Source organism: Flavobacterium sp. PLA-DH12, from assembly GCF_059511845.1.
Genome location: NZ_JCAMPD010000003.1, coordinates 262,107 through 287,050 on the forward strand (window position 1 = coordinate 262,107; position 24,944 = coordinate 287,050).

The window sequence follows — 24,944 nt, forward strand, 5'->3', positions numbered from 1 at the left end:
TTAAAGTTTAGACCTCTCACCGTACTGCGCTTTATCCCTTTCTGTGTATCAACCAGTAAGTCAGTTTTATTAACCAACCAACCAATTAACATGTAAATTTATGAAATTTAAATTAACCAGTGCCTATTTCTATTTTAGAAAGCGGCTAATTATTAACATTATGAGAACTTTTATCTTCTTGTTTTGTACTACAATTTTTGGTTTTTCTCCCGTAAATCTATTTTCACAAAACACGAAAGTTGTAATTACAGCTGATAAAACAGTATCTGTTGACGAAGTTTTTGACATCATTAAAAAACAGACCAACTATACTTTTATTTATCAGGAAGATTTATTTAAAAATTTGCCTAAAGTACATTTAAAAAAGGGAAAAATTAAAGTAAATGATTTATTGGAAGCCAGTTTCTCTGATAAAGATTTTGACTTTAGTTTTTCTGCTGGAAATACGATTATTGTAAAAGAACGAAAAGCTGAGAAAGTAGTTGTTCAGTCTAAATTAATAGAAATTAAAGGAACGGTTACGAACGATAAAGGAGAGCCTATTCCTGGGGTTAATATCAAGGTAAAAGGTACAGGAGCTGCTGCTCAAACCGATTTTGATGGTAAATATACCATCATGGCTCCAAACGACGGGCAGATTTTATTTACTTATATAGGACATCGCGCGCAAATTGTTGATGTTAATAACAGAAAAGTAATTAATGTAAAACTTCAGGAAGAGCGAAAAGAACTTGAAGGAGTTGTTGTAAATACGGGAGTTACAGTTCGAAAAAAAGAATTGATAACTGGCGCAGTAACTATTTTTAAGGGAGAAGAATTAAGACAGATTTCTACGCAAAATGCGGTACAGGCTTTAAAATCATTAGATCCGTCTTTCATTGTTGTTAATAATAATATTGCAGGTTCAAACCCAAATATTCTGCCAACAATAGAGGTGAGAGGGCAGACAAGTTTAACAGCCAATCAGGTTGACAGCCAATTTAGAGATGATCCAAACCAGCCTTTGTTTATTTTGGATGGATTTCCAACTACTTTACAACAGGTTGTCGATTTAGATATTAATAGAATTGCCAGTATCACTTTGTTAAAAGATGCTGCTTCGACTGCATTGTACGGTTCTCGATCTGCAAATGGTGTTGTAGTTATCGAAACCAATAAACCTCTTCCAGGAAAACTGCAGTTTAATTATGTGTACAATTCGTCGTATGAATTGGCCGATTTGAGTGTTTATCATTTAATGAATGCCGCGCAAAAATTAGAATTCGAAAGGCTTTCAGGAGCATTTATTGTTAAGGATGGAAGTGCTGAAACAACACCATTAACTTGGGATAAAGAATATAATAGACGTCTTGCAGCAGTGCGTAGCGGTGTAAATACATATTGGTTAAATGAGCCGATTCAGATGGGAATTACTTCTGGTCACAGTTTAAATTTTGGCGGAGGTTCTGATGAGTTTAGACTTAATATTGCTGGAAATTACAAAACGCTTACCGGAACAATGAAAGGTTCTGAGCACGATACTTGGGGCTACAACACGACTTTAACTTACAGAAAAAATAAATTAAGTCTTAACAACCAGTTTTTTGTTTCTGGAGGAACTAATCAGGAATCTCCATATGGTTCATTTGAAATTTGGGCAAAAGCAAGTCCATATTATCCAAAATATAACGAGAACGGAATCATAACACGTTATATGGACGGAAGTTCATTGCCTTTAACGAGTTTGCAAACTATTGTAAACCATCCTGCAAATCCGCTTTACAATGTATTTTTAGGAAGTTTTGATAAAGGAAAAAATTTTGATTTTACCAATAACTTTGCGATCAATTACGATATAACTCCGCATATTAAAGCAACTGGAGCTTTGTCTGTTTCGAGATTAGATAACCACAAAACGGTTTTTGTTTCTCCAGACGATACGCGCTTTGTAAATAATATTGCAACAGAAAAAGGATCGTACAGCAGTTACGAAGCTATTACAGATAAGTGGAATGCGAATCTTGGCGCAACTTATTCTAATGTTTTCAAAAGTGTCCACTCTTTCAACTATACTATAAGAGCTCAGGCTTTAGAAACAAAAAACAACTCGTACACAACAACTTTAAGAGGGTTTCCTCTTGGCGTTGGCGGAAATCCTGCGTTTGCTTTTGGATATGAACCAAATGGAAAACCAGTTGTTTTTACCGAATTGATAAGAAGCGTCGATTTAACCAATCAGATTAACTATGCCTACGACCGCAGATTTTTATTCGATTTTACTCAGACCATTTCTGGAGCGACAAACTTCGGAACAAATAAAAAATATTCGCCTTATTGGGGAGTTGGTTTTGGGTGGAACTTGAACAATGAGTTTAAAATGAACCAAGATATTGTCAATATTTTTAAAATACGTGCCAATATTGGTCAGACTGGAAATCAAAACTTAGTAGGTTTTGCTTCCTATGATGTATATGCTTATAACCCAAATACAAACGTTTTTGGTGCAGGATTAGCAGTTTCTCAAATTGCAAATCCAAATTTGGAAGCACAAAGAACAAAAGATTTGTCTTTAGGATTAGATCTGGCTATGTTTAGAAACAAATTTACGATGACTCTGGGAGCTTACAAGCGTAAAACGTCTCCACAGATTGTTGCTATCGACCTTGCGGCTTCTACAGGACTTAACGGTTATCCTTTAAATGTTGGGTATTTAACTACTCAAGGATTAGAACTAAAAATGAACTACAATTTCATCTACGATTTGAGTCGAAATTTTGTTTGGGGAATTGGCTTAATGGGAACTACTGGAGACAATGAATTAGGAGGTTTCGGTAACGCATTATCTTCTCTAAACTCTGAAGCGCAAAAAACAACCAGCTTAACGAGATATTATGACGGAGCAAGCAGCAACGATCTTTGGGCTGTACCTTCATTAGGAATTGATCCTGCAACGGGTAAAGAAGTTTTCTTAAAGAAAAATGGCCAGACTACTTTTGATTTAGATAAAAAAGATGAAGTTGTAATGGGGAATTCTAGAGAAACGGCTACGGGAGTAGTTTCTACAAACTTAAACTATAAAGGATTTAGTTTTGGATTATTTGTACGCTACAGTTTTGGTGCAGAAAGATTTAACTCTGCCTTGTACAACAAAGTAGAGAATATTTCGCGAGACAATATTTTTGATAATCAAGATGTTCGAGCTTTCACAGACCGTTGGACAACTCCAGGTCAAATGGCACAATTTAAAGCAATTGGCTTAACCAACAATACGCCAATTTCATCGCGTTTTATTCAAAAAGACGATTATATCTCTGGAGAATCTATTCGTTTAGGCTACCGTGTTACAGACAGAGCTTGGTTAAAAAGAGCAGGTTTAACTGCACTAGGATTTAATGCTTTGGCAAACGAATTCTTCCGAATTTCAACAATTAAAGCAGAACGTGGTATTGATTATCCTTTCTCAAGAATATATTCTTTGAGTCTTAATTTATCATTTTAATAAAGAGATTATGAACAAGTATTTATATAAAATTGCCTTTCTTTTGCTTGCATCTTTTATTGTGGTAAGCTGCAGTGATTTTTTGGATGTTGTGCCACAAGATAAAATTTTAGAAGATCAGGCTTACAGCTCAGAAGCTGGTGTGCAGAATATACATAACGGACTTTATCTTCAATTGTCTGTAAACAACCTTTACGGCAGACAGCTAACTATGGATGCAGTGGAGATTTTAGGCCAGCAGTATAATATGTCTGGATCGCATGTTAAAAACAAAATATCGACGTATTCGTATGAAGAAACACTTTCTAAAAATACTTTTGCTGGAATTTGGCAAAGCGCTTTTACAACTGTTTTGTCTGCAAATAAGTTTTTAGAGAGTATTGAGGAACATCCTGAAGTTATTTCAGCCGAAAAAAAAGCTATTTTAAAAGGAGAAGCAATCGCTATTCGTGCAATGATACATTTTGACATGTTAAGAATGTACGGGCCAATTTACAAAGTAGCGCCAGCAAATCCATCAATACCTTATTATGATGCTGCCGTAACTGTAAATAAACCGCTTTTGCCAGCTCAAGAGGTTATTGCCAAAATCATAGCCGATTTAGATGCTGCCATTGTACTTTTAGCAAAAGATCCCATATTGACTACAGGAAAATATACGGGTTCTACAGAATTTGATTCTAATCCGTATTATTCTGTAAATCGCGGACAAAGAATGAATATTTTGGCTGTAAAATGTTTAAAAGCCAGAGTCCTTTTATATGCTGGAGATAAAACTGGAGCTTACGCTGTGGCAACTGAAGTTATAAATTTCGTAAAAGGACAGCCTGTTATTACTTGGACACCATTCTTAGAAGCTACTAATACTTCTAATCCAGATCGTATTTTTTCTTCAGAAAACTTCTTTGCTCTTAGCGATCAGACTTTATACTTAAAACAAAAAGCACTTTTTGATTCAAGTTTAGATGATTTTAATATTTATGCTCCAATGTTGAGCAGAATAAATGCTGTTTTTGAATCTAATGATAATGATTATAGAAGTTTGCCAAGCTGGAAAATCCCAATTTCGGGGGGAAAAACCCAGAAGACATTTTTTAAATATGAAGATGTAACAGACAAAACGAAACTTTTCCGTTTTCAGATTCCAATGTTTAAACTTTCAGAACTGTATCTTATTGCGGCAGAAACAGCACCAGTTCCAGCAGATGGTATTGCTTTTTTAAATACACTTCGATTTAATCGAGGTCTGACCAATTTAGCAGCTACTGCAGTGTTAGCTACAGAAATTACAAAAGAGTATAGAAAAGAATTTATTGGCGAAGGACAATTATTTTTTTACTACAAAAGAATCAATTCTACTGCAATTCCAAATGGTTCTGCATCTTCAGGAAATGTAAGCATGAATGCAGTTAAATACGTGGTGCCGTTGCCAGATAGTGAAGTTAATTTTCAAAACTAAAAAAGTAATCATGAAAAAAATATTGATTTTAAGTATCACTTTTCTATCGCTGTTAGGATTGACATCATGTGATAAAGAAGAAATTGAAGTTTACTCAGATACAGATAACATTTATTTCTCGCGTGCTATATTTCCAGAATATAATAACGGACCTCTTATAGACAGTACTGGGTTTAGTTTTGGTTTGGATAAAATAACCATTACAGAAAGAATTTATCCTCTTGCGATACGTGTGCAAGGAAAAGTAAGCAATGTAGATCGTGCTGTTAAACTTACAGTCGACCCAACAAGTACAGCCGTTTTAGGAACTCATTTTATATTGCCAGAAAATATTGTAATGCACGCAGGGAAAGAATTAGACACTGTTTTTATCAAAGTGCTTAGAACCCCTGATATGAAAGATAAAGATTTGACAATGGTATTAAATCTGGAAGAAAATGAATTTTTTACCACCAACATGCAATCTAAGGTAACGAATGTTCTTACTGGGAAAACTAGAAGCTATATTCGTTTTAAATTGTCATTTAATGACAAATTATCAACACCAATTGGATGGCAGGCTGTATTTGGTGTATTTACCGCAAAAAAATTCTTTTTAATGTGCGAGCTTATGAATCTTGAACCAGAAATGTTTAATCAGACTCCTGGCTCACCAGGGCTCTCAATTCCTGAAACGCTCTATTATGCAAGTTTTATGAAACGTTATCTCGCAGATCAGAAAGCCAATGGCAATACTATTTATGAGGAAGACGGAAAAGAAATGTTATTTCCATAAAAACCATTCTTTAATTTAAAAATATAAAGTGATGTTTAAAAATATAAAAATGCAGGTAGCTGCACTAGCACTTCTCTTATTAACTTATGGTTGTGTAAGCGATGAAGGAAATTACGATTATAACAAGATAAATGAGTTTAACGTAACAGGAATTGAAAAAGAATATACCGCTTACACGGGAGATTATTTTAAGATTACTCCAGAACTAAATCCGACTCTAGATGATGGAGCAGATTCTGATCGTTATGAATATAAATGGGTTGCAGTAAATCCTGGAAAATTGGCCATCGAAGCTAGAACGACTATTGCTACTACTAAAAACTTGGATGGTATTTTAAAATTACCGCCAGCTAAATATGAGTTATATTATTTTATTAAGGATAAAGTAACCGGAATCAATTGGCAGCAACCTGTAATTACTTTAAATGTTGTTTCTTCTATTTATGAAGGATGGCTGGTTGTAGGAGATGCAGACGGAAAAGCTCGACTAGATATGATTTCTATAATTCCAGGAATTCCGGAGCCGCGTATAATTAATGATGTGTTAGATGCCGCTGGGTCTGCATTGAAATTAAAAGGAAAAGCTGTAGATGTAGAAACTTTTAGCGGGCCTTTACCAGGAAGTATTATTTATGGAATCTATGTAACAGCGTCAGAATCTGGAACAGCAAGATTAGAACCCGATTCTTTTGAATGGAATCAGACCATGAATATTGCATACGAAACTGTTGGAGGAAATTTTCCAACAAATTTTGCAGTAGATTTTATGAAATGCCCTATTGGATCAGAAAATTTACTATATAAAGATGGCGATATTTATTATTATAATAGAGCACTGCAAATTAGATATGGATTGCCGCAAAATAAAGTAGATCTCGAAACTAAAACTTTCTATGCAGCTCCTTTTATCGCAGAAGGTTCGTCAGCAGGAACTCCTGTCTTTTTTGATGTCGAAAAACATCGTTTTCTGCGTTATAGTACTTCGAAAGGAATTTGTTCGGCAATGCCTCCGGTTACCCCTTCTGCAACAGTTTTAGATTGGAATAATACCAACTGTGAACTGATTTATATGACCACATCAAATTTCAATTTGAACGAAAGTTTTGCGGTATTAAAGAATATGTCAACAGGTAAATTCTATTTGCTTCGTTTTAGTTCAAGTACTGTACAAACGTATTATAAAGAGATGCTGAATGCTCCAGATTTAGACAAAGCCACAAAATTTGCAGTAAGTCCAGATGCTGGATATTTGTTTTATGCGGTTGGCAATAAAGTCTATGAATATGATAGCGGCACACAATCTGCAAAATTAATGTTAGATAAAGGCAGTGAAGAAATTACTTATCTAGGTTTCAGCAAAAGAGGAAAAAAAGAGATTATCAGTAAATTAATTGTTGGTTCATACAATACAACAGGAAAGTTAGAATTGTATACCGTACCACCTGTAAACGGAAATTTAATTTTAGAAAACAGTTATTCAGGATTATGCAAAATTGTTGATGTTGCATATCGCGTGAGATAATTAAAAACCTAAAAACCAAACCGAATGAAGAATAAGCCTCATTCTTCATTCGGTTTCTAAAAACCACATTTTATGAAACGATTTATTAGAATCGCAAGCGCACTTTTGCTGCTTGCCTGTCCATCTATTGCCTTAAAAGCACAAGCGCAATCCACTCAAGAAAGTTGGGAACAAGCTAAAAAACAAGCACAAACAGAGAAAAAATTAATCTTTGTCGATTTGTATTTTACAGGCTGTATGCCATGCGCACAAATGGACAAAGAAGTATTTCCAGATCCAAAAGTTGCTTCAGTTTTAAATGCTGATTTTGTCACTTTCAAATCAGATATTTTAAAAGAAGAGATCGGTAAAAAGCTATGCATGAAATATGGCGTTACTGGGTTTCCGACTTTTTTATTGATGAATTCTGACGGAAAAATAATTGACATTGAATCAGGATTTAAAAATGTAGAAGAGTTTACCGCTTTGCTTCAAAGCGCGAAAGACTTAGCTAAAAAAGGAATTTTCAAAAAGTATAGTACAGAAATTCAGGAAAAAGATTATCCTGATTTTTACAAAGAAGCTTATTTGAACGGGAAAAGAAATGTTTCTTTTGAAACTGCCGATGCATATTTAAAAGCACAACCTTCATTAACTGCAGAAGTTCCTTTTGCGATCATAAGCGGTTTAAGAATTGGGCGCCAATATGATGATTTTTATTTAAAAAATGCAAAGCAGCTTTTTAAAGATTATGGTTCTGCAAGTGTTTCAAATCACGTATTTACAATTTTACAGCGCAAGAAAAAAGAGTTTGAAAAAACGAATGATTTAGCTTCTTTCAAAAAACTTATAGAAGAAATGAAACCTTTTTATACTGCAGAAGAATACACCAAATATGAAGGCATTTTATTGAAGGATTTTGGAGCAGAAAAAGTTGTAGTGAAACCAAATGCAGCACAAAAGTAATTCGAAATGAAAAAGATACTATTCTTTTTAATGCTGATTTTTGGCTGTACAATTCATGCTCAAAATAACATTCAGAAATCTATTAAAACTTTCGAAAAAGCTTTTCAGAACAAAAAATATAATGAAATTAAAGATCTTCTGGCGCCTCAGTTTACTGTTGGCGTTGGAGATTCTTCTTCAAACGAATTTTATCTGAATGGTATTTTTAAAGCATTTCCAGCTTTAGATTCTATTCAGATTGGAAAATCTGTGGCGATTAAAAATGAAACTTTTGTTTTGGTAGATTTCTGTTTTAATGGAAAAGAAAAAAAGCCGTCTCAAATTGTTTTCAACTCAGAAAATAAAATGCTGTACGTGACTTTTTTTGATTCTTTATACAGAGTTGACAGACACGCGCAAGTAAAAGAAGTAGCAAGCATTCCGTTTGAAATTATTGAAAACGGAATCGCCATTAAAATAAAACTGAACAAAGCTGATCGTGAGTTTTTAATGCTCTTTGATACGGGTGCCGACGGAATGGCGCTCAATCCAGACAGCGCTTACAAAGCTGGCGTTGTCGTTACCAAAAGCAAATCGGCTTCTGTAGTTGGCGGAAGTCAGCAAGTGCAGTATTCGGCAGACAATACCATTTATATTGGTGATCAGGTTCTGAAAAATCAAGGTTTGGTTATTTTTCCGAAACATGGTGTTTACGACGGATTGTTTGGTGCAAACCTGCTTCGCAATTTTATCACTTCTGTCAATTTTGATACGATGACGATTGACTTGTACAATTTCGGAAATTTTACGTATTGGGGAAAAGTAAAACCATTAGTTTTCGATTATAAATCGGGACTTCCGGTAGTAAAAATGAATTTGACTTTTGAAGATAAAAAAACAGTCGAAGGCAGTTTCACTTTTGATACTGGAGCAGGTTACGATTTAATTGCTTATGGACCTTTCAACCATAAAAATAATCTCGAAGCAAGTTTAAAAACCGAATATACGTCTGTGAATTATAGTTTAGGAAAACAGACCAAAATTGTAGGAGGAGCCATTCCAAATATTGCCATAAACGGACACAATTTTCCGAACGTAACAATTGCCTTGCAGGAATATGACGAAGCCAATAAAAACTGGGCTTTTGCCGATGGATCTCTCGGAATTGACTTAATCAGACGATTCAATTTTACAATCAATTTATTGGATAAAACCGTTTATCTCGAACCGAATAAAAGTTTCAAAAAAGCGTCTTCTATCTATTTGAGCGGACTTATTTTAGATTTTGACGAAAACCAAAATCTTATTGTAAAAAGAATTATCGATCAGGAAAATGAAGATTTGAAGAAAGTCAAAATTGGCGCAAAAGTCACACAAATCAATGATTTTGAAGCCAAAGATTTATTGAATCCTGAAAATCTTAAAAAGCTGAAAGAAACTAAAGAAAGCAAAGATTTAATTATCGAACAAGGAGATCAATCCATGAGAATTTCAATTTAAAACTATCAACCAAAAAACAAAGAAACAATGAAAAAACACATTTTTTATTTCATTTTAACCTTCATCATGGTTCAAATGAGTTTTGCTGCAAATCTTTCAGAATATGCAGTAATTAGAGGAACAATTTCAATTCCAGATTTCAAAGCAAAAGAAGTTACACTTTACAATGTTGAAGATGGAAAGCCAGCCGTTGCGGCTACCGCAAAAGTCAATTCGCTGGGGGAATTCGGCTTTATGACACCAGTTTCAGCTGCTGGCTTTTATTATGTAGATTACGGTCAATTTAAAAGCAGAAACCAATTAATTCGTTTGTATCTAGAACCTAAATTAGATCTTAATCTGGTTATCAATAAAGAAAATTATGTTTTAAGCGGAAAGAACATCGGACAAAATGCTTTGGTGCAAAAAGCAAATGAAATTTACAACGATTTTGCGCCTTTCGCTAGATTAGGAGGCAATGTAACCTATGTAGAATTTTACCCTTTCATTGATAAAGGAATTGCCAAAGCAGATGAATTTTCAAAATCGATTAAAACAAAAGATGCCAGTTTCAATAAATTATTAAAATTGGCTGTTGCAACAGATGTGGAAGAGTTGACTTATACTTTTTTCAGAATGCCAAGAACTGCATTTCCAGACAAAGACGATCGTCCAGCTGTAATCAAAACCTGGATGACAGACAAAAAGTTTACAGATCCAGATTTGTTAAAATTAGCAAACGGAGTTTCTTTAATGACCAATTATTTTTTCTATGTAACCATTAATGGTGGTGAGAAACCAAAACGTTTAGATTTAACAGAATCAATTACTCATATTACAGATCCAGCTTTAAAAGATGTTTACCTTCGTGAAGAAGTTGCCACTTCAAGAATGAAAATTGAAGAATACGAAAAAATTGCGCCAAGCATTAAACCTTTCATGATTTCAGATGCGAGCAAAGCCTTTTTAGTAGAATATGAAAAAGTGCTTCATAAAAGTGTAGGGCAGAAAGGATTGGATTTTACATACAATGACATTAACAATAAACCAGTATCGTTTTCAGATTTTAAAGGTAAATTTGTGTACATCGATTTATGGGCAACTTGGTGCGGACCTTGTAAAGCGGAGATTCCTCACATGAAAAAAATCGAAGAAGATTATCACGGAAAAAATATTGTTTTTGTAAGCCTTTCGTTAGATAAACCAAAGGATGCACAAAAATGGAAAGATTATGTTACCAAAGAACAATTAAAAGGAATTCAGTTAATGGCTGATAAAGATTTTAGTTCTGATGTAGCTAAGAATTATGATGTAAATGCGATTCCGAGATTTTTATTGTTTGATCCAAAAGGAAACATTATCAATGCAGATGCACTTCGTCCGTCAAATCCAGAGTTGAGAGAGCAACTGGATAAATTATTGAAAGGTTAATTAATAGCTTTATGAAATACAGCAAAAAAATATCAGTTTTACTGCTTTTTATCGGAAGTTTAACTTTCGCGCAAGCGCAAAACTTTAAAGCAACAGATCCAATTGCAGTCAACCAAAAAATAAAAAAAGGAGTGCTGCCAAACGGAATGACGTATTATATTTATCCGACAGATGTCAATAAAAATACGGCGAGTTATTATATCATTCAAAACGTTGGTTCGATTTTAGAAAACGATCAGCAGAAAGGTCTGGCGCATTTCTTGGAGCATATGGCGTTTAACGGAACGAAAAATTTTGAAAGAAAAGGAATCCTGAATACGCTTCAAAAACAAGGTGCTGTTTTCGGTAGAAATATCAACGCATATACAAGCACAGACGAAACGGTTTACAACCTAGATAATATTCCGTCAAAAGATGGCGGAGTTGTCGATACTTGTTTGCTGGTTTTGCACGATTGGTCTAATTTCTTATCGCTTACAAATGAAGAAATCGATGCCGAACGTGGTGTAATTACCGAAGAATGGCGTACAAGACAAAACGCAAGAGCAAGAATTTACAATCAGTTGGCGCCGTATTATTACAACAATTCGCTTTATGCAGACCGCATGCCAATTGGTGATATGGATATTGTAAAGAATTTTAAATATCAAGTTTTAAAAGATTTTTATAAAGATTGGTATCGTCCAGATTTGCAGGCAATCGCAATTGTAGGAGATATTAACGCAGACGAAATCGAAGCAAAAATCAAGAAACTTTTTGCAGATATTCCAACTCCAGTAAATCCTAAAAAGCGTTTTGAAATCGCGATTCCAGAAAGAACAGAACCAACTTTTAAACTGGCTTTAGATAAAGAAATTTCGGCTTCAAACATTAGTTATATGATTCGTCATACAGCTGAAAAATCAACAAATACCTATGCCGAATTAGAAAAATCTACTCAAAGAAGTCTTGCTTTTTCTATTCTAAATAATCGTTTGACAGAAATGGCGCAGAAACAAGAATGCCCGTTTAAAAGTGCTTCAATTGGATACCAAAACTATACTCGTTTAAATGATATCTGGATTTTGAATGTTTCTCCAAAACCAGAAAAACAAGCCGAAGCTTTTGCAATGGTCATGAATGAATGGGTTCGTGCGTACAAATTTGGTTTTTCTAAAGGAGAAATTGATAGAGCGGTTACAGAAAACATTTCGGGTTACGAAAATTATTTAGAAAAGCTAAATGAGATTTCGCATAAAGATGTTATTGGAATGGTGAAAGATGATTATCTAAATCACGAAGTTATTGCCGATCCTAAAGCTGAATTTGAAATGGTAAAAAGCATTTTGAAAAATGTGGACACTAAAATTCTTCAAGAGCAAATCAGTACATTGTATACGGCACAAAATCGTGTTGTAGCGGTTACAGGTGTAGAAAACGAGAATAACTTAACTCAGGAAAAAGCTTTTGATATTATTCAGAAAGCCGAAAACGATGCTTCGTTACAACCTTATGTGGATACTTTTGAAGGAAAAACACTTTTAGGAAATCTGAAAATCAATTCAGGAAAAATTGTTTCAGAGAAAAAAGAAGCGGCAATTGATGCTACTACTTTTGTATTGAGCAATGGCGTAAAAGTGCATTATAAATTTGCCGATAAAAACAAGAAGCAAGTAGATCTGAAAGGTGAAAGTTTTGGAGGATCTTCTTTGTATGAATCTCAAGATTTACCATCAGTTAGTCGCGCAAGTGAATTAGCTCTAATGTCTGGAGTTGGTGAGCTGTCAAATGTTGATTTGACAAAAGTTTTAAAGGGAAAAATTGCGGGTTCTTCTGTAGATGTAGGCTCTTTGAAAGAGACCGTTACGGCATGGGCAAATGTAAAAGATATCGAAACAATGATGCAATTGGTTCATTTGCGTTTTGTGCAGCCAAGATTTGATAATCAGATGTATGCGCTTATGAAGCAAAGATTAGAAAATTCGCTTAAAAACAGGGCAAATGATATCAATGCAAAAATGGGAGACAGTTTAATGGATGTGGTTTACGGGAAAAACAATCCAAGAATTCTGCCATTGAATCAAAAATTTATCGACGATTTATCTTTTGATAAAATGAAAGCTTTCTATTTGGATCGTTTTGCAGATGTTTCAAATTTTGAATTTTATATTGTTGGAGATGTTACTCCAGAAGTTTTAAAACCTTTGTTAGAAAAATATATTGCGAGTATAAACGGAATTAAACGCAAAGAAAAGTTTAAAACAGACATTCCGAAATGGACATCAAATAAAATTGATAAAGACGTTTTCATCAAAATGGAAACACCAAAAAGTTCTGTTCGAATTTCCTTTTTAAAAGATCTTGCTTTTTCTCAAAAAAACAGAATCTTGGTTTCGTATTTAAGTGATGTGCTGACTTTACGTTATACCGAAAGTCTTCGCGAAAAAGAAGGTGGAACTTATGGTGCACAAGTAAGAGGAACTATGGATAAGCTTCCGATTTCAAAAGCAAATCTTCAGATTAATTTTGATTGCGATGCCGACAAAGTAGAACATTTACTACCAATTGTGTATCAGGAAATTGATAAAATCAAGAAGGGAGAAATCGCTGCTGAAGACATTGAGAAAACAAGAACAAACTATTTGAAATCGAGAGAAGACAGCAAAAACTTCAACAGTTATAGCATGAACTTGATTTATAATTATTTTGAGAACGATTACAATATGAATGATCCTAAAAATTATGTTGATATTGTAAAAAGCATCACAGCAAAAGACATTCAGGAATTTGCTAATTCATTTTTGAACAAAGCAGATTCTTATGAAGTAGTTTTCAAACCATTAAAATAATCTGACCCCTTTATTTACTAGAGTTTAATTTGTATTTCCCTATCAAATAGTTATTTTGAATTAGTAAGCAATTTAGTTTGTATAGCGGATTACTTAGAGGGTTGTTTTTTGCTATTCAACCCTCTTTCTAAAGATTTTTACCCATGAAAAAGAATATTTTTTTACTGGGCTTTTTCCTGCTGTTTTCCATATTCGTAAAGGCTCAGATATACAATCCCATAAAATGGAAAACCAGTGTCGAGAAAATTTCTGATACTGAATACGAATTGCAGGCAAAAGCCATTATAGAATCGGGCTGGCATTTGTACAGTCAGGAAGTTGCAGACGGAGGACCGATTCCAACTCATTTTAATTTTATAAAAAGCGCAGATTTTCAGTTAACGGACGCTGTAAAAGAAGAAAAAGGAAAAACGGTTAACGATCCTGTTTTTAAAATGCAGATTAAGTTTTTTGAAAAAGAAACGACTTTTAAGCAGCGCATTAAAATACTTTCATCAAAACCTTTCAAAATCAATGCAGAGGTTGAATTTATGGTTTGTAATGATGAAAACTGTTTGCCACCAAGTTCAGACGAATTGGAGTTTGCCGTTAGCCCTTCCGCGAAAGCGAAAACTTTAATAGAAGCTGCTGTCAAGGAAGAAACAAAAACAGCAGTAATAGATTCTTCGGTTACCGAAATAAAAGAAAAAACAGAAGAAATTGTTCCTGCTGAAGCTGTAAAAACACCTCAAAAAGAAATCCAAAAAAGAGAACCAAAAACAGAATCAAGAAGTTTATGGGCGATTTTTCTATTGTCATTTTTCTCTGGATTTGCGGCATTGCTAACGCCTTGTGTTTTTCCGATGATTCCGATGACGGTGAGTTTTTTTACCAAACAAAGTAAAACCAAATCGCAAGGAATAAGAAAAGCCGTTTTTTACGGGATCGCCATTATTGCCATTTATATCTTTTTGGGAGCTGTTGTGACTTGGATTTTTGGAGCAGATTCGCTTAATGCACTTTCTACAAACGTTTGGTTTAATCTGATCTTCTTTGTGCTTTTAATGATTTTTGCGTTTTCATTTTTGGGTGCTTTCGAAATCATGCTTCCAAATGCATGGGCAAACAAAGTCGATTCGCAAGCCGATAGAGGTGGAATTGTCGGAATATTATTTATGGCTTTGGCTCTTGCAATTGTGTCTTTTTCTTGTACGGGACCAATTGTAGGCACTTTATTGGTCGAAGCCGCTTCTCGCGGAGGAATTGCACCTTTTGTCGGAATGTTTGGTTTTTCTCTGGCTTTGGCTTTGCCATTTACTTTATTTGCCGCTTTTCCGGGCTGGCTGAATTCGCTTCCAAAGTCGGGAGGTTGGTTAAATTCTGTAAAAGTATTTTTAGGGTTTTTGGAAATGGCTCTTGCCTTCAAATTCCTTTCTAATGCCGATTTGGTTTTGCAATTGCATTGGCTGGAAAGAGAAACTTTTCTAGCAATTTGGATTGCCATTTTCGGAACACTGGCTTTTTATTTATTCGGAAAAATTCAATTGCCGCATGATAGTCCAGTTTCAAATATAAGTGTTGGAAGACTTGGATTGGGGGTTTTGGTTTTAGCTTTCACCATTTATCTAATTCCAGGTATTTGGGGAGCGCCACTTAAAATGATTAGCGGTTTTCCGCCGCCAATGCATTACAGTGAAATTCCGAATGGTTTGAATAATGCTTCTTCGGGCGAAATAACGCAAAATCTTCCAGAAGGAGCAGAGCTTGGACCGCATAATATCATGGCTTTTACTGACTATGATTTAGGTATGAAATATGCCAAAAAAATCGGAAAACCGGTTATGATAGACTTTACAGGTCACGCATGTGTAAACTGTCGAAAAATGGAAGATAATGTTTGGTCGGACGAAAAGGTTCAGAAAATCTTAAAAGGCGATTTGGTTTTAATTTCACTTTATGTAGATGACAAAAGAGAACTGAATCCGCATGAGCAGATTACTTCAAAACTAACAGGAAAAAAACTAAAATATATTGGACAGAAATGGAGCGAATTCCAAACGCTGACGTACAAAACTAACGCACAGCCATTTTATGTTTTAGTAGATCATAACGGAGAAACGCTCAACGAAACTTCGGCTTATAATCCAGATATTGAAGAATATTTGAACTGGCTGAAAAAAGGCGTTTCTAATTTTGAGAAAAGTTCGTAATCATAATTTTTACCTTTATTTTATCTGTTCCGTAGGAACATTTCATCGGTAGAAAATATATTATGATCGTTATTTAACGTTCCATAGGAACGTTTGAATTTTGCGTTGTTTTTTGCAATCCGGTATATCAAACGTTCCTACGGAACGTAAACGTAATTGTTCTTTATCTTCTACCGACGAGACATTCCGACGGAATGATTTCATATGATTTATTAAAATAAAAAAGTGGCTATTTCAATTCGAAATAACCGCTTTTTTTTTGAGTTCTAAGAATATTAAGAAAGCACTGTATCTGGCTGAGCACTAACTTTTTGTGTAAAATTTAAAGTCAGCTGATCCAAATGCCCAAAGAAAAAAGTATCTAAAACCTGCTGGAATACAGGATGCGCGTTTTCTACCTGAACAAATAAGCTCATAGAAGAATGCAATTTTTTGGCGCCTAAATCTCCCAGAATTCCTTCTGCCGATTTTTTGTTTAAAGTCAGTAAAAGCTTCGAAATCTCAATTAAATGTTTCGACAAAATCGGATGATTTAAGAATTCTGTCGCTTCTTTTAAATCGGCAACAGCATAATAATCAGAAATAGTGCTTTTTCCTAAACCTTTAATTTGAGGAAAAATAAACCACATCCAGTGCGTTTCTTTTTTGCCTTTTTTAATTTCAGAAAGAGCAGTCAAATACAATTTGTTTTGTGCGTCTAAAAATCGCGTCAAATCATTCTTAGCGTAGATCATGTTTTGATTCTGTATTAAATCGTTTATATATGGAGTTTCTTTAATAGGTAACACGGTTGCACTGCTTTAATATTCTTTGTCAAAATTTCGAACATCAAAGGTAAAACACCCATTTTAGTAGAAGTTATAGAATTGCAGTTGGTCGTTACATAATTCCGATAGCGGTGTAAGAATGCCTTGTTAATATAATTTTAAAGTTTTGAAGCGTTTTAAATTCTAATGTTATTTTAATGTTCTAAAAAAAAATAGGCTCTAACTTGCGCCCTCATAAAAATTACAGTAAACGCCTTAAATCATTGATATTTTGATTCAAAAACGATGTGATTTAATTAAACTTTCGGCCTTTTAGAATTATGTTGAACAAAATTAAAAATAGCTTTTTATGTAAATGCCTTCAGGCGTTACTTGTCGGCTATTTTCTAATTAGCAGTTTAAACATTTCTAATAGCGTTGGAAGAATCTTAAGCGATAATGCTGAAACTTATACTGTAAAAGGGATTACTTGCAACTTCTTAAAAAAGATTTTTAAATGCGACGGAATTCCAGAAGAATTGGACGATTACAAAACAAAAGATACTAAAACAGCCAAATTAGCAAAAGGAATTCCTTTAATGGAATATCTGGTTTCAGCAGAATCGCTGATGCCTAATTTTTATTTTTTAATAGAAGTTGAAGGTAAAAAATATATTGATAATACAATCTTCTCGTTTGGTTTTCATGGTAAAATAGATATACCGCCTCCTCGATTTAATTCATAAATACTTGTTTTTTAGGGATTACGATAAAAATCTTAATCCATTACTGCGGTTTTTGCCGTATATTTATTCTATGTAATAATCTTGTATTTATACTTAAATTCATGACACCACTCAAACGATTTTACAACTTATTGCAGCTAGATAAGCGCGATGTTTATCAAATTATCTTCTATGCTGCGTTTGCAGGGATAGTAAATCTTTCTCTGCCTTTGGGAATTCAGGCCATTATTAATTTTATTCAAAGCGGACAGCTAAGCGTTTCATGGATCGTTCTCGTGATTCTGGTTACGATTGGCGTTGGTTTTGGAGGAGTGCTGAACATTTTACAGCTTCGTATTGTAGAAAATCTGCAGCAGCGAATTTTTGTTCGTTCCTCATTTGAATTTGCCTACAGATTGCCCTTAATTAAATTTAAAGAAATGTACTCAGAGTACGCTCCAGAAAAAGCAAATCGCTTTTTTGATACTTTGATGGTCCAGAAAGGAACGGCAAAACTGCTGCTGGATTTCTGTACCGCATTCCTGCAGGTAGGTTTGGGAATTATTCTTTTGGTTCTTTACCATTCTTTCTTTATGGTAATCGGACTTCTTTTTATTGTCATTTTATATGTCATTTTTAAATTTTCGTACAAAGACGGTTTAGAAACCAGTTTAAACGAATCGAAATTTAAATATAAAGTTGCAGCATGGCTTCAGGAAATTGCGCGAAATAGAGAAAGCTTCCGCAGAAAAGGAGCTTTTGAATATGCTTTGGACAGAAATGACGGCTATGTTACCAGCTATGTAAATTACCGCGAAAAACACTTTCAGGTAATGAAGAAACAATATATTCAGCTGACTATTTTTAAAGTAATTGTTACTGCTGCCTTATTATCGATCGGTGGTTTTCTGGTAATTCACCACCAAATGAACATAGGGCAGTTCGTAGCAGCTGAAATTGTAATTGTACTATTGATCAACTCGGTAGAAAAAATTATCTTCGGATTGGAATCTTTTTATGATGTACTAACTTCTGTTGAAAAAATTGGTCAAGTGACCGATATGGAAACTTCATGTATTCCTCAGACTTCAGGCAAGACAGAAAACGGAATCAATATTGAAACCGAAAGCATCAATTACCATTATCCAGAACACAATAAAAAATCGCTTAAGAATATTAATTTGAAAATTTCTCAAGGCGAAAAAATTATTCTTACCGGAACAAATGGTGCAGGAAAAAGTACTTTACTTCGACTCCTTTCGGGGGTTTTGGAGCCAGTAAGCGGTGCCATGTATGTTACCGATAATTATATGAATCGCCTTAACGAAGACACATATAGAGCTCAGGCAGGAACTTTTTTGCAGGGCGACACACTTTTTGCAGGAACAATTCGCGAGAATATTGTTTTTGGAAATGAAGAATTGAATAGTGATGATTTAAAATGGGCTTTAGATAATGTTGGACTGACACCATACATTAAAACTTTCGAAAACGGATTGGAGAATCAAATCCATCCCGGAGGTCGTGAACTTTCTGCTTCTGATGTTCAAAAAATTCTTTTGGCCAGAAGTATTGTGGGTAAACCAAATATCTTATTCTTGGAAGATCCGGTTGATAAAATGGACGAAATAACGTCGAGTAAAATTATTGATTTTTTACTTTCTGAAGAAAACGACTGGACTGTTATTGTAACTTCTAAAAATGATATTTGGAAAAGCAAATGCAGTCGTATGATTACGATTGATGACGGAAAAATTATTAACGACATAAAGCTTTAATCATGCTCAACCTATCTAAAGATAACAACGTACTTATAACGCCGGGCAAATACAAATCGATTACAAGCGTTGCCCGAAGACCTCATTATGAGATTTTAAATAAAGTCATAATCGGATTTTTGATTTTTGGTGTTGCCTGTCTTTTTTTGCCATGGACGCAGAATATATCGGGAACAGGTTCTGTCACGACTTTAAAACCAGATCAAAGACCACAAACAGTTCATAATGCCATTGCAGGACGTATCGAAAAATGGTTTGTAAAAGAAGGAGATTATGTAAAGAAAGGTGATACGATTCTTTACATTTCTGAGATCAAAGAAGATTATTTGGATCCTAATTTGGTTAACAATACCAAACAACAAGTAGATGCAAAAAAAATGGCCGTAGAATCATACGGTGATAAAGTAAATTCGCTAGATGTTCAAGCGCAGTCTTTGAATACAGAAAAACAATTGAAATTACAGCAGGCGCAAAACAAAATTCGTCAGTCGCAACTGAAAATAAAAAGCGACAGTATGGATCTTGTAGCAGTAAAAACGCAGCTTAGAATTGCAAAAACACAATTTGACCGTTCTACTGCTTTAAATAAAGAAGGCTTAAAACCAATGACAGATGTCGAGCAGAAGAGATTAAAACTGCAAGAATCTGAAGCGTATGTGATTACGCAAGAAAATAAACTGTTGAGCAGTAAAAACGAATTGATCAATGCAAAAGTAGAAATCAATAGAATTACGGCCGAATATGCTGAGAAAATATCAAAATCTAGGAGCGATAAGTTTACGGCTTTAAGCACCCAATACGACACAGAAGCCCAGGTTAATAAACTAGAGAATCAATATACCAATTACAGGTTGAGAAACGGTTTGTATTATATTACCGCACCACAAAGCGGTTATGTAAACCGTGCTTTATTGGCTGGTCTTGGAGAAACAATAAAAGAAGGAACTCCAGTAGTAAGCATTATGCCGTCTAAATACGATATTGCTGTAGAAACATATGTAGATCCAATCGATTTGCCTTTGGTGCACCGCGGAGCAAAAGTTCGTGTTTGGTTTGACGGATGGCCTAGAATTGTATTCTCTGGATGGCCTGGTTTGTCTTACGGAACTTACGGAGGTAAAGTCGTAGCGATAGAAAACTTCATTAGTCCAAACGGTAAATATAGAATTTTGGTTTCTCCAGACGGAGAAGATCGCCATTGGCCAAAAGAATTGAGTATTGGTGCTGGAGCACAAAGTATTGCATTGTTAGAAACCGTTTCGGTATGGTATGAGATTTGGCGAAACTTAAATGGTTTTCCGCCAAACTATTATAATTCAGGAGAAAAAGAAGAAAAAGGAAAGGAGAAAAAGTAAAATGAGAAATCTTGTAAAATTGTTTTCTTTCTTATTTCTATTAAGTTTTTCTACACTGCAGAGCCAGAATTTTAATCAAGAGGAACTTACTTTTATAGAGTATTTGGGATATGTAAAAAAATACCATCCTTTGGTAAAACAAGCCAATCTTGAAGTGACAAATGCTCAGGCAAAATTGATGCTGGCTCGAGGCGGATTTGATCCAAAAATTGAAGTAGATTACAATAAGAAAGAATTTAAAGGCACAGAATATTATTCGGTACTAAACAGCAGTTTCAAAATTCCGACTTGGTATGGAATTGAAGTAAAAGCTGGTTTTGACGATGCAGAAGGGCAATATCTTAACCCGCAAAACAAAACGCCAGAAGCAGGTTTAACTTCGCTAGGAATTAATGTTGCTTTGGGGCAAGGAATGTTTATCAATCAAAGAATGGCCGATGTGCGTGAAGGAAAACTTCAGGTAAAACTAAGTGACGCACAGCGAAAACTAAGAGCTATTGAAATTTTATATCAAGCGAGTGAAGCTTATTTTGAATGGAGAAAAAGCTACAACGAAGCTGAGCTTTATAAAAATTATTTAGGTTTCGCCAGCACTCGTTTTGAAGGTGTTAAAAAGCTGATCGCAGCAGGTGATGCACCTGCAATTGATAGCGTTGAAGCTAAAATAACCGTACGAAACAGAGAACTGAATGTTGAGAATGGAAATTTAAAATTAGCAAAAGCAAAACTGAAACTGGCTAATTTTTTATGGATTGAGAATGTTCCGGTTGAATTGGGAGAGTTGGTGAAACCAGAGCAGAATTTAATTCAGACTATAGAAGAAACGTTGAAGACAGATGCCATGATGGTCGATGTTGAATCATTAGACGCACATCCAAAAATTCAATCTTTAGAAACCAAAATGGATATTTTGGAAGTCAATCGCCAGTTGAAGGCCAATTCGTTGCTTCCGAAGATTAATGTGGGTTATAACTACATTTCAGAACCTAATTACTGGAATAATTTTAATGCCGATGATTATAAGTTTAATGTCGATTTCAGCTTTCCTATTTTCTTAAGAAAAGAACGCGGAAGTTTAAAAATGGCAAAACTGAAGATTCAGGACATGCAGTTCGATATTGACCAGCAGCGCTTAGAACTTAAAAATAAAGTAAAAGCACAGCAGACCGAAATTGCATCATTAAGAAAACAGAAAGTCGTAATTGACAATCTGGTAAAAGATTATATGACAATGCTGAACTCAGAAGAAAAATTATTTTCATTCGGAGAAAGTTCTATTTTCTTGATCAATTCAAGAGAAAACAATTTGGTTAGCGCAAAATTGTCGCAAATAAGTTTAGAGAATCAGTTTTATCTGTCGAATGCCGAATTGTACAAGATATTGGCAAATCCAGATTAACAAATTTCGATGTATAATTGGATAGTTGAAATTTATTGGAATCTAATATGCCGCTCCTTTGGAGCTTCTGAATTAGGGAGCATAGATTTTAGCCATAAATATATCGCTCTTCCAGAGCTTTAAAAAGTCACAGCAGGATTATATATCGTTAGTCCCAGCGGGACGAAATATTTATAGAAATATATGTTTGATCTATAAAATAGCCCCAGAGGGGCGAAATATCATATGTACACAAAAATAACAGTCAGCTTTGTACCTGTCTGTATTATATTAATTTTCAGAATTTGAGTTTAAAAAAGCTTTAGATGTTTGTCTAAAGCTTTTTTGTTTTGAAGAAATGTTCAAAAAGCGGTTTCATATTATAACATGAAACCGCTTTTTTTTAAAGTAAAAAACATCTTTATTTAAATTTGATAGACTTTCTTATTTCGAAGCCGTATAATTTAATATTGACGAATTATGAGTTTATTAAAAAAGAGTTTCCTTTTATTCTGCTGCATCATTCTTTCTCAAGTTTTAAAAGCCCAAGACGCTCCTTACACAATGGGATTCATTCCTGCATCTATAAGCGAAGTTGACGTTGCTTTTCCGTTAATAGAAAAATGGAATTTGAGCGGTCAGGCAGACATGCAGCTCGTTACACAAGGCGCTTACACAAACGGAAATCCTTTTGAATATACACAGCGAAAAGTAATACGCCCTTGGATTATTTATTCTGGTTTTAAAAATATGAAGCTTTGGTTAGGATATGCACACAATCAGAAATATGCGATAGAAGAAGCGGGAAATTACAAAACTTTAGAAAATAGACTTATTGTTATGGGAACCTATACGCAGGAAATGCCCAAAGGATCTCTTTTCGAACAAGTGCGATTCGAAACCAAGTTTTTTGATGATAGAAACGGCAATCACCAAACAATACCAAGAATAAGAGCTCGTTTTGGGGTCAATCATTATTTGAGACAAAGCAAAGAAAAACCAATTTTTCTGGCGCCTAATATTGGCTATTATACCGAATTGATGCTGAAATTTGCCTCTAAAGATTATGCCGACGAACATTTTGATATTTTCAGATTATCGGTTTATTATACTGCCGGAATTACGCCGAATATTCATTTCTTGGCAGGCGTAATCGGTCAGATGCAGTTGCGTACAAACGGAACTCAATTTGATGTTTACTATGGACCTATGGTTTCATTAAAATATAGCGTAAGACCAAAAGAACGCGAAACATTTGATAGCGTCGATGGTGGCGCAGATTAATTTTTTTACTTCATTATTTTTCTTCAATTTTATTTTGAAATCTTTTTTGCACTGCTTTTTTAAAATAGTTTTTAATATTTTAAAATAATTTAATATTAAAGACTGTATTTTTATGCTGATTTAAAAAATAATTTAAATTTGTTGTGAACCAAATTAGGAAAGCAATGAGTTTAAAAGATTTATTGGATAATAGCAAAGACAAAAGTTTATCCGAACAAAAGTGGCATTTGCTTAGACAGTCAATTGTAAAAAGATTGTTGTCAGGCGGAAATTCGACTATTGCAGAATTGAGTACAGAACTGCAATCCAGTGTTCCTACAGTTACAAAAGCAGTCAATGAATTATTGGCTGAAGGTTATGTGGTCGATCTAGGGAAAATAACCAATAGTGGCGGACGTAGACCTTCGTTGTTTAGTATAAATCCGACCTGTGCCTATTTTTTAGGTGTTGAAGTTGGACTTACAACTATGTCTATTGGTCTCCAGAACATAAAGAACGAATTAGTAAGCATTGAGCTAGGAACTTCCTTCGCTTTAGAAAACACGCAAGAATCACTTCTCAAATTCTGCAGTTTAATCAACTCTTTTATTGAAGATAGCTCTGTCGAAAAGAAAATGATAGTTGGAGTTTGTATCAATTTCTCTGGCCGCATTAATTCGATGGAAGGCTTTAGCTATAATTATTTTTTTAGTGAGAATAGGCCATTGACTGAGATTATTTCAGAACAATTAAATCTTCCTGTTCATTTGGAAAATGATACGCGTGCAATGGCTTTTGGCGAATATTGTGAAGGTGTTGTAGACGACGAGCAAAATATCATCTTTGTCAATTATAGCTGGGGAGTTGCAATTGGAATGATTACAGACGGAAAACTTTATTACGGGAAATCAGGTTACTCGGGAGAGTTTGGGCACAGCACGATTTTTAATAATGAGATTATGTGCCAATGTGGAAAACTAGGCTGTTTAGAAACCGAAATTTCAGGCTGGTCTCTAATCAATCAGTTCAAAGAAGCCATAAAGGATGGTAAACAATCTAAAGTGGTATTGGATGAGAACTCACCTGTATTACAGCATCATGCTATTATTTCTGGAGCAGTAAATTTAGAAGATACTCTTTGCGTAGATCTTGTAACGCAGCAAAGTGAAAAAATGGGACGTTATCTTTCTATTTTGCTCAACATCTTCAATCCCGATCTTTTGGTCATTGGAGGAGATTTCGCACAACTTGGCGATTATGCACTTCTGCCAATACAATCAGCTTTAAAAAAGTATTCGCTTGGTTTAGTAAACCGCGATATGAAGCTTAAAAAGTCAACATTAGGGCGTCGCGCGGGAGTTATCGGTGCTTGTTGCGTCATTAAAGAGAAGCTGTTGTTTCCTTTAATTAATAATTAAATTAATAAACTAAAACACAATTATTAAATTATTTTAATAACTAATGTTGTTATTTTAAAATAATTTATATCTTTACAAAATAATAATAAATTGTTTAAAGAAAGTTTACATTTAATTTTTAGCGATTAGCTGTTAAAAAGAAAACTTTAGAATTAAGATTTGATGTTCAAAACCAAACTAACCATTTGGAAAAATA

16 protein-coding genes are annotated in these 24,944 nt (G+C 34.4%); 15 read left to right on the forward strand and 1 reads right to left on the reverse strand.

What is annotated here, in order from left to right; genetic code table 11:
* Window positions 1-160 precede the first annotated feature (160 nt).
* The 9 genes from AC5ZCW_RS07530 (at window position 161) to AC5ZCW_RS07570 (ending at window position 16,085) form a co-directional block, all read left to right on the forward strand.
* Entirely contained in the window at window positions 161-3,478 is a 3,318-nt protein-coding gene (locus AC5ZCW_RS07530) for a SusC/RagA family TonB-linked outer membrane protein (RefSeq protein WP_496118874.1), read from the forward strand.
* A 10-nt stretch (window positions 3,479-3,488) separates the two neighbouring features.
* Window positions 3,489-4,937 carry a RagB/SusD family nutrient uptake outer membrane protein gene (locus AC5ZCW_RS07535; RefSeq protein WP_343541476.1) on the forward strand — a complete coding sequence of 483 codons (1,449 nt, stop codon included), beginning with the start codon at window positions 3,489-3,491 and terminating at the stop codon, window positions 4,935-4,937.
* A gap of 10 nt (window positions 4,938-4,947) precedes the next feature.
* Window positions 4,948-5,712, forward strand: coding sequence for a DUF4843 domain-containing protein (locus AC5ZCW_RS07540; RefSeq protein WP_343541477.1), 765 nt, complete (start codon window positions 4,948-4,950; stop codon window positions 5,710-5,712).
* A gap of 31 nt (window positions 5,713-5,743) precedes the next feature.
* Window positions 5,744-7,234, forward strand: a complete 1,491-nt coding sequence (locus AC5ZCW_RS07545; protein ID WP_496118875.1) for a PKD-like family lipoprotein — start codon at window positions 5,744-5,746, stop codon at window positions 7,232-7,234.
* Between the two features lie 72 nt (window positions 7,235-7,306).
* A complete protein-coding gene (locus AC5ZCW_RS07550; protein ID WP_496118876.1) occupies window positions 7,307-8,179 on the forward strand; it encodes a thioredoxin family protein in 873 nt (290 codons plus the stop codon).
* Window positions 8,180-8,185: 6 nt separating this feature from the next.
* Entirely contained in the window at window positions 8,186-9,658 is a 1,473-nt protein-coding gene (locus AC5ZCW_RS07555) for an aspartyl protease family protein (RefSeq protein ID WP_496118877.1), read from the forward strand.
* 27 nt (window positions 9,659-9,685) lie between these two features.
* Window positions 9,686-11,068 (forward strand): TlpA family protein disulfide reductase, encoded by a 1,383-nt coding sequence (locus AC5ZCW_RS07560; protein WP_496118878.1) that lies wholly within the window; start codon window positions 9,686-9,688, stop codon window positions 11,066-11,068.
* 11 nt (window positions 11,069-11,079) lie between these two features.
* Entirely contained in the window at window positions 11,080-13,896 is a 2,817-nt protein-coding gene (locus AC5ZCW_RS07565) for a M16 family metallopeptidase (protein ID WP_496118879.1), read from the forward strand.
* A gap of 143 nt (window positions 13,897-14,039) precedes the next feature.
* Entirely contained in the window at window positions 14,040-16,085 is a 2,046-nt protein-coding gene (locus AC5ZCW_RS07570; protein ID WP_496118880.1) for a protein-disulfide reductase DsbD family protein, read from the forward strand.
* A 275-nt stretch (window positions 16,086-16,360) separates the two neighbouring features.
* Here the strand turns inward: AC5ZCW_RS07570 and AC5ZCW_RS07575 are convergent, their stop codons facing one another.
* Window positions 16,361-16,819 carry a DUF1810 domain-containing protein gene (locus tag AC5ZCW_RS07575; protein ID WP_496119150.1) on the reverse strand — a complete coding sequence of 153 codons (459 nt, stop codon included), beginning with the start codon at window positions 16,817-16,819 and terminating at the stop codon, window positions 16,361-16,363.
* Window positions 16,820-17,172: 353 nt separating this feature from the next.
* On the opposite strand from AC5ZCW_RS07575, the gene AC5ZCW_RS07580 reads away from it, so the two are divergent.
* The 6 genes from AC5ZCW_RS07580 (at window position 17,173) to AC5ZCW_RS07605 (ending at window position 24,748) form a co-directional block, all read left to right on the forward strand.
* Entirely contained in the window at window positions 17,173-17,577 is a 405-nt protein-coding gene (locus tag AC5ZCW_RS07580) for a hypothetical protein (RefSeq protein ID WP_343541487.1), read from the forward strand.
* A gap of 101 nt (window positions 17,578-17,678) precedes the next feature.
* Window positions 17,679-19,334 (forward strand): peptidase domain-containing ABC transporter, encoded by a 1,656-nt coding sequence (locus AC5ZCW_RS07585; RefSeq protein WP_343541488.1) that lies wholly within the window; start codon window positions 17,679-17,681, stop codon window positions 19,332-19,334.
* 2 nt (window positions 19,335-19,336) lie between these two features.
* Window positions 19,337-20,689, forward strand: coding sequence for an HlyD family secretion protein (locus AC5ZCW_RS07590; RefSeq protein ID WP_496118881.1), 1,353 nt, complete (start codon window positions 19,337-19,339; stop codon window positions 20,687-20,689).
* Window position 20,690: 1 nt separating this feature from the next.
* Window positions 20,691-22,088: a TolC family protein gene (locus tag AC5ZCW_RS07595; protein WP_343541493.1), complete on the forward strand. Its 1,398-nt coding sequence runs from the start codon at window positions 20,691-20,693 to the stop codon at window positions 22,086-22,088.
* 459 nt (window positions 22,089-22,547) lie between these two features.
* A complete protein-coding gene (locus AC5ZCW_RS07600; RefSeq protein ID WP_496118882.1) occupies window positions 22,548-23,351 on the forward strand; it encodes a DUF2490 domain-containing protein in 804 nt (267 codons plus the stop codon).
* A 164-nt stretch (window positions 23,352-23,515) separates the two neighbouring features.
* Complete coding sequence (locus tag AC5ZCW_RS07605) at window positions 23,516-24,748, forward strand: ROK family transcriptional regulator (protein WP_343541498.1); 1,233 nt, start codon at window positions 23,516-23,518, stop codon at window positions 24,746-24,748.
* Window positions 24,749-24,944: the final 196 nt, after the last annotated feature.